The sequence below is a fragment of the Streptomyces atriruber genome (assembly GCF_001418325.1).
Lineage (GTDB): Bacteria > Actinomycetota > Actinomycetes > Streptomycetales > Streptomycetaceae > Streptomyces > Streptomyces atriruber.
This window is the reverse complement of sequence record NZ_LIPN01000517.1, coordinates 1-1,250: the sequence shown is the minus strand read 5'-3', so window position 1 is coordinate 1,250 and position 1,250 is coordinate 1. Positions and strand designations below refer to the sequence as shown.

Sequence of the window (1,250 nt, the reverse complement as noted above, 5' to 3'; positions counted from 1 at the left end):
CACAGGGGCGCCGTACGGCGCGTCGGCCGCGTACGTCGCCGCGATGATGTCGAGATCGTTGGGCGGTGTGCCGGCCGGGCTCGGATCCCACTTGAGTCCGACTTCGACCTTCTTGATGCCCTTGCTGACGCTGCTCAATGGACTTCCCCCTCATCGTGATCTGGCCGCCGTGGTTTCACCAGGCTCGTCCCACCACGCACACGCTACGGCGTACGGCTGACAACGTCGTAGTGCCCCAGCTCAGAGACTCAGTAACTGCGCAGCGGCCAAACCTGGTTGGTCCGCGGTCGCGGACATGGAGATCATGGACTCATGACATGGGACGGGGAAGAACTCGACATCGATGCCTACTTGGGGAGGCTCGGCCACACCGGCAAGACGAAACCGGATCTGGACACCCTGCGCGCGCTCCACAGAGAGCATGTGGCGGCGATCCCCTTCGAAAACCTCGAGATGATGCTCGGCCGACCGGTTCCGCTGGACCTGCCCGCGCTGCAGGACAAGTTGCTGCGCAGGCGGCGGGGTGGCTACTGCTACGAGCAGAACCTGATCTTCGCGGCAGCGCTGGAACGCATCGGCTTCGACGTCACCGGACTCGCGGCGCGCGTCAGGGTCGGGGCGACCTCCACGCGTGCGGTGAGCCATATGCTCCTCAAGGTGGAGGTGGACGGCGAGGCGTGGCACTGCGACACCGGGTTCGGAGCCGATGGGCTGCTCGAACCGATCCCGCTGCGCGGGGGTGTGGAAATGCAACAAGGAGAGTGGCGTTTCAGCCTCCAGGAGGAGAACGAAGGCGTCTTGGCGTTGCGCACCTGGCGCCCCGACGGATGGTTCGACCTCTACGCGTACACGCGGGAGCGCCGACTTCCGGTCGACTACGTGCTGATGAACCACTACACGTCGACCCACCCCAGGTCGTCGTTCATTCGCCGGCCGGTGTTGCAGAGGGCCGCTCCCGAGATCCGTCGCCTCTTGGTGGGCGATCAGCTGACGCTGATGCGCCCGGACGGCTCGGTGGAAGAACGAAGCGTTCCTGTGGGCGAATTGATGGAGGTTCTCGACCGGGAGTTCGGAATCGAACTCGATGCCGCGGACTCCGCCGAGCTGATCCGGGTGCACTACGCCGGAGCGTGACCCGTGCCGTGCTCCGCGCCGTACGATGGCGCGGTGCTGGTCAAGTGGAGTCGCTGCACCGTGGTAGACCGTCGGGGGTTCGAACGAGGGCAGCGGAAGTGGGCGGGGCTTTTGGG

At 65.6% G+C, this 1,250-nt stretch carries 1 protein-coding gene and 2 pseudogenes; 2 read left to right on the top strand and 1 reads right to left on the bottom strand.

What is annotated here, in order from left to right; translation table 11 throughout:
* Nucleotides 1-138: pseudogene (locus AOK03_RS44575) on the bottom strand (TerD family protein); the annotation flags it as partial.
* Between the two features lie 174 nt (nt 139-312).
* Here AOK03_RS44575 and AOK03_RS37415 point away from each other — a divergent pair.
* On the top strand, nt 313-1,134 hold the full coding sequence (locus tag AOK03_RS37415) for an arylamine N-acetyltransferase family protein (protein ID WP_055569833.1): 822 nt from the start codon (nt 313-315) through the stop codon (nt 1,132-1,134).
* Between the two features lie 33 nt (nt 1,135-1,167).
* A pseudogene (locus AOK03_RS42285) lies at nt 1,168-1,250 on the top strand (DUF4937 domain-containing protein); the annotation flags it as partial.